This window comes from Paraburkholderia dilworthii, assembly GCF_000472525.1.
Taxonomy (GTDB): Bacteria; Pseudomonadota; Gammaproteobacteria; order Burkholderiales; family Burkholderiaceae; genus Paraburkholderia; species Paraburkholderia dilworthii.
In genome coordinates this window covers 1-5645 of the sequence record NZ_AWZT01000103.1, presented here as the reverse complement: position 1 = coordinate 5645, position 5645 = coordinate 1, and the positions used below count along the sequence as shown (strand labels likewise).

Sequence of the window (5645 nt, the reverse complement as noted above, 5' to 3'; positions counted from 1 at the left end):
AACGCAGCGCCGTCGCGGCGAAGGAGATCAAGGAACTGATCGCCGACTCCGTAAACCAGGTCGGCACCGGCGGCAAGATGGTGGAACAAGCCGGGCAGATCATCAGCGAAGTCGTCAAGAGCATTCGCCACGTGACGGAAATAGTTGCGGAGATCAGTTCGTCCAGCAAGGAACAAAGCGAAGGCATCGAGCAGATCAACCATGCGATCACGCAGATGGACAAGGTGACCCAGGAAAACGCCGCGCTCGTCGAGCAAAGCGCCGCTGCCGCGCAGGCTTTGCAGGATCAGGCGCAACAGCTCGCCGATACGGTCAGCACCTTCAAGCTCGACGACGACGCGTCGCAACAACGGCGCGCCGCACGCGAGCCGCACGCGCATCGCGCGGACGGCGAACTCGCGCGCTGCCAGTCGCGAGGCGAAGTTACTTCAGGTGAATGACGACTGATCCCTCCGATATTTCCGGCGCGGCCGCGCCAGTGTTTCCAGCGTTCTTCGCGATCCAGTCCTTCGCCTTTTGCACGCTTTCATCGATGCCGGCCTTGTCCTGGCAGACAGTAACCGAGAATCCGCCATCGCCGCTGCGTGCGAGGGTGTAGCCGACGAAGCCTTTGACCGAACGCAGCAGTTCCTCGACGTCAGCCGCTCTTTTCTCCAGCAGGTCGAATAACTCCTTTGCACCCTTTCCGGAATATGTCCTTAGTACGGTTTGCATGATTGCCTCCTCCTATTTCATGGACCAACGACAGAGCACGCCGCACAGACAAGGTGTGCAGCCTCCTCGAACTGCTCTTTCGGACGGCGTGGAGTGTGCGCAACGAATTGAGAAGGCCGCGCACCTGACACCCGCGAGCCTTACCAAGTGTAGTCACTGTGCCGCCACAGTAAACCTGGGAAGCGACGCAAAATCTTGGTGCCTTCACCGAACGTCGGCAATTGGACAGTACTCCGCGCGATAGCTTGCCGGCGGCTGGCTGTATGAAGGGCATATCCCGACCCACAAGGGACGGCCAAGCCGCTCCAAAGCGGCCATTCCGACGCACGGTACGCCAGTCCTACCGTCTAGATTAGCTCGGCGACGCGTACGACGAGAAGCGCAGCTGGTACGAGGACCACTTGTGCACACACGGTGCCGAGAACACGTGCACCAGCAAGGGTAGTGATAGCCCGCCTAAAGCTGTTCTCGGAGATTCGGCCTTCGATTACGTCGTCCGTCATGACGGAAACCTGAGGGTCGATCACCACCGCCAGAACCACAGTTGCGAATCCATTAATGACCGACGACAGATTGGCGCACGTCACGCGCAAATCGGGCTTCAGGTATCCCGCGTAGAGTGACGCGAAAACACCAACCGTCCAGATGGCCATCGCGAAGACGTTGAGGGCTATCACCCTTCCAGAGACACCCGCACCGCTCGTCAGCTGCGAGATGTTTTGGCGTGACGGGATGCGTGCACCGTCACGCATATAGTTAATGCCGCCGCGACTGAAAATGTGGAGCAAGAGGCGCGGCAATGAACGATTGGCTTGAAAGTGCTCGACTGCACGACTGAAGTAGCGCTGGAACGTTGGAATCAGCAACGCGCCGACTATGCTTGCCGCAGTGGCTGTAACCAGAAAGAGCCGGAAGTCACTGAGCAACCCGCCCTCTAGATGCCGTGCGATTTCAAGCTCGACGCGTTTGGCGATAAACGGCCCTTGAAACGAGTTCGCTGTTCGAGAGGCAAGGGCGATGATCCCGAAAAGAGAGAACGACACGGCGATACGCCGCGTGCGAACGCCTGCGATCCGTACCGCATAGGCCAGCGTCGCGATGACGTGGATTACGAAAGTAAGTCCGCAGATGATGACAAGCTGAGTGTCCATGCTATCGCGACGAGGTTGCGCAAGAATTGAAGTCTACCGGAGCCCGTCCGCGTCCCGATTGTCACGGCTCGGACGGCCGGAGCCGCACGTCCGATCTTGGCTGGCGACCGTCGAATGCGATGCGCATGCCAACCCTCGGCATGACGATGGGTTTGACCGACGGCACAGGCGACCCAGAGCATTGCCATACGCTCAAGTACCTCCTGCCGCTACCGTTATTGCAGTGGTCACGTCCTCACAGTCCTCGAACGATTCCGCACACTCTCGGCGATATGAAACATTTAGCTCCTGTCCTGATTACGTTCACATTGTTGGCTCTCTCGTGGAGCGCATTCGGGGCCGACTGTCCGAATAACGGCCAGATCGATCGAATGGTGTGCGCCAACGATGGCCTTCAGGCGGAGGACGCGAAAGTCGCCCTCCTAATACAAAGGTTACTGAACGATTACAACGATCCGCAGCAACGCAATTTGGTCGCCGGACAGATGACCTGGCTGGCACTACGGGACGAGGCGTGCCTGAGCAATGGTCAGCCTTCGAAGCAATTCGCAGAGTGCATCTTTAACGTCTACCGAGAACGCGAGGCCGAGTTAAATGATGAATTAGTCGTCCAGCAGTCTTATCTGCGGCAAACTCACGCGGCGCCCGACATTGAGGCAATTCTGGACCGCCGCGATATTCTCGATCACGGCAGCCGCGGAATGTACTACGCCATGTATTTCGACATGAACTTCCAGATCTATCGACATCCGGAAACCTGTCGCCAGTTGTACACGTTGAATGCAGGAGCATGGCAATACTCTCTGGATACCATGGGCGAAAACGCATACGGCGCCGACTATCAGAAGTGCCAATTCGCAGTTTTGTCCGCTCAGGATCATTCGTCGAAACGAAGAGCAGGCAGCGCGGTTGACTTCGACAATCTTGAGACGTTTTCCAACGAGTTTATGTGTCTGATCTATGTATGCGACGGTGACCACTACGATCAACTTAAACGCGTAGAGACCTTTCATCACCGGCATCAAGGGGGGGAGATCCGAATAATAAACGGCGAGTTCCCCGTTTGGACCTACCCGGGGTGCGAGAAAGTTTTGGTCAAGAACACCGATTCTTTCTGTTTCGACGACTTCAATGTTCGTTATCAGATGTCATCGGAGGGAGACTACACAAACAAAGGCCGACGCGAAGTGTTGATGGACATTGCTTACTGGCCCACACAAGGAAGCATGCGAGGTCACGTGCTAGTCGTCGCCTGGTACGATCCCCGGTTGAACGCTATCCGGCCCGAACAAATCGCGGCCTCGAGCAGACTTAGACTGATACTTCAAAGCGATCTTGTTCGTCCGCTCAAGTCGGCACCGGCGGGCCACAAACGAGCAAGCGCTATAACCGACAGCGCTCAGTAATCCGTCAGCAGCGTTGCGGTTCAATTCCGTCGACATCAAATCGTCTCCACTTCGGCCCGCGACGTCGAACGACCGATCCTAGCCGCCATCCGTCCATGCTTCGACGATCAACAACGCGCACGCACACAAATGAATGCCGGGGCTTGCGATAACTCCGCGTGCAAGCTTTCCGCGATCGTTTGCATTTCGGAAAGCGGTTGCGGTTCGACGACGTGATCCAATCGCCAGCCACTGTCGGACAATCCATTCAGAATGCTGGAGAGAGGCCGACGATAGGCTTGCACATAGGGCTTCGGCTCACCAAAACCTGACCAATACAGGCCGAAGCGTGAGGTTGCGAAGTAGGTTCCTTCGCCATGAGTTCGTACGTCCATCCAGTCTCGCATCGGGTGCGCCATGGAAAACACCAGGGTCGCGCCCCGACGGGCTACGCGCCGGAACTCTTTGAGCGCCGGTCTGAGGTCTTCCAGATAGTCAAACGCAAGTGAACATAGGATCTTGTCGAATGACTGATCGGCAAGCCAGTCGAGAGGGGAAGCAAGATCGCCCGTCATGACATCCACCGGAAGCGAAGCGCATCGTCGACGAGCGAGTTCGACCATTTTCGGTGTGACGTCGAACGCGTGCACGGTTGCGCCGGATCGGGCGAGACGCTCGCTGCATATGCCCGGTCCACAACCCGCATCGAGAACGCGCAGACCCTCGACATCACCAAGGAGTGACATGGTCGCGGGGCGCTCGTAGAGCGCGTTGTGCGGCTTGGTTATGGCCGCTTCCGCGTAGCGTTCCGCAAACTCAGAATACGCGTCACGGCCAATCGATCGCTGTGATTCATCCTGTGCGGTACCTGTCACCTGTCTTTTTGTCGCAGAATCCTCGATCGATTGTTACCGATCTGAGTGAGGAAGTCGACCGGCCGTTCCTGGCCGGACCGCGCCTGACGGATTGCCGCGCTTACGAATCCGGATCGGCCTGACTATCCCCGCGAGCGGTCAACCCCGGCGTCCCAGGGAGGCATACTCCGCTTTAGATCAGTTCGGCGACGCGTACGATTATGAGCGCGGCCGGTACGAGCATTACTTGTGCACACAAGGTCCCGATAACACGTGCCCCGGCAAGGGTGGTGATAGCTCGCCGAAAGCTGTTTTCGGAGATTCGGCCTTCGATCACGTCGTCCGTCATGACGGAAACCTGCGGGTCGATGACCACAGCCAACACCACCGTCGCAAAGCCATTAATGACCGAAGAAAGATTAGCGCATGTCACGCGCAAATCTGGCTTTAGGTATCCCGCATAGAGCGACGCGAATACACCGACAGTCCAGATCGCCATCGCGAAGATGTTGAGAGCTATCACCGTCCCGGAGACGCCGGCACCGTTCGTTAGCTGAGAGATGTTTTGGCGCGACGGAACCCGCGCGCCGTCCCGCATATAGTTGATGCCGCCACGGCTGAAAATGTGGAGCAAAAGGCGCGGCAACGAACGATTAGCCTGGAAATGCTCGACAGCGCGACTGAAATAACGCTGGAACGTTGGGATCAGCAACGCGCCGACTATGCTTGCCGCTGTTGCCGTGATCAGGAAGAGCCGGAAATCACCGAGCAGGCCACCTTCCAGATGCCGAGCAATATCAAGCTCCACGCGCTTAGCTATGAACGGCCCTTGAAAGGAGTTCGCCGTTCGGGATACTAGAGCGATGATTCCGAACAGAGAAAATGACACGGCGATACGTCGAGTGCGAACACCTGCGATCCGCACAGCGTAAGCCAGCGTCGCGATGACGTGAATTACGAATGTAAGTACGCAGATGACCAAAAGCTGGGTGTCCATGCGATCCCGGCGAGGTTGGATGAGAGTTGAAGTCTACCGGAGCGCCCCCGCCGGTTCGATTGTCACCAAACTGGCGGTTGATACCGAAGGTCCGAAATTGGCCGAACTTCGCCTTCCGTTGCTCTATCGTTCTGCGTTGAGGAGCCGCGTCATCATTCCCGCGTTGCGCTGAGCGACATCTCTGTAGCAGTTGTTGAACAGCACGTGCGTGCGCCCGACGTTCTTCGCGATTGCCTGGATGCCCGGCGCGAGGGCGCGCAACTCGTCCTCGGAGTACTCATAGTTGAATCGGTCGGCCGCCGACTCAGCGCCGGTCCAAGTGTCAGCGTTGCGGCCATGCAGCCGCACGATTGCGAGCTCCGGCGAGGTAGCCTCCCAGACGGTGTGTGCGCGTTTTTTCACTCCTTCCGGCGCATCGACAATGACGTGCACAATGCCGCGTTCCCGCTCCATCGCCAGCGTCGACTCACGGTGCTTTTCGCCCAACCAGCTCTCATGCCGGAACTCAAATGCGGTGAGGAACGGGTGCATGCGCTCCGCACAG

At 57.7% G+C, this 5645-nt stretch carries 7 protein-coding genes; 2 read left to right on the top strand and 5 right to left on the bottom strand.

Features of this window, described 5'->3' with window-relative positions:
• The coding region (locus F759_RS0134955; protein ID WP_027803851.1) for a methyl-accepting chemotaxis protein at nucleotides 1-440 on the top strand (440 nt) is incomplete at its 5' end.
• On the opposite strand, the gene F759_RS0134950 is transcribed toward F759_RS0134955, so the two are convergent.
• Nucleotides 424-714: a hypothetical protein gene (locus F759_RS0134950; RefSeq protein ID WP_027803850.1), complete on the bottom strand. Its 291-nt coding sequence runs from the start codon at nucleotides 712-714 to the stop codon at nucleotides 424-426. The two genes, F759_RS0134955 and F759_RS0134950, sit on opposite strands and share 17 nt — an antisense overlap.
• Nucleotides 715-1061: 347 nt before the next feature.
• A complete protein-coding gene (locus F759_RS0134945; RefSeq protein WP_027803849.1) occupies nucleotides 1062-1865 on the bottom strand; it encodes a lipid II flippase Amj family protein in 804 nt (267 codons plus the stop codon).
• A 125-nt stretch (nucleotides 1866-1990) separates the two neighbouring features.
• Between F759_RS0134945 and F759_RS0134940 the strand changes: the two genes are divergently transcribed.
• On the top strand, nucleotides 1991-3271 hold the full coding sequence (locus tag F759_RS0134940) for a lysozyme inhibitor LprI family protein (RefSeq protein WP_027803848.1): 1281 nt from the start codon (nucleotides 1991-1993) through the stop codon (nucleotides 3269-3271).
• A gap of 107 nt (nucleotides 3272-3378) precedes the next feature.
• Here the strand turns inward: F759_RS0134940 and F759_RS0134935 are convergent, their stop codons facing one another.
• From F759_RS0134935 to F759_RS0134925, 3 genes are all read right to left on the bottom strand, one after another.
• On the bottom strand, nucleotides 3379-4125 hold the full coding sequence (locus tag F759_RS0134935; RefSeq protein WP_027803847.1) for a class I SAM-dependent methyltransferase: 747 nt from the start codon (nucleotides 4123-4125) through the stop codon (nucleotides 3379-3381).
• A gap of 172 nt (nucleotides 4126-4297) precedes the next feature.
• Nucleotides 4298-5101, bottom strand: a complete 804-nt coding sequence (locus F759_RS0134930) for a lipid II flippase Amj family protein (protein ID WP_027803846.1) — start codon at nucleotides 5099-5101, stop codon at nucleotides 4298-4300.
• A 123-nt stretch (nucleotides 5102-5224) separates the two neighbouring features.
• On the bottom strand, nucleotides 5225-5645 hold a 421-nt coding region (locus F759_RS0134925; protein WP_027803599.1), incomplete at its 5' end, for a DUF72 domain-containing protein.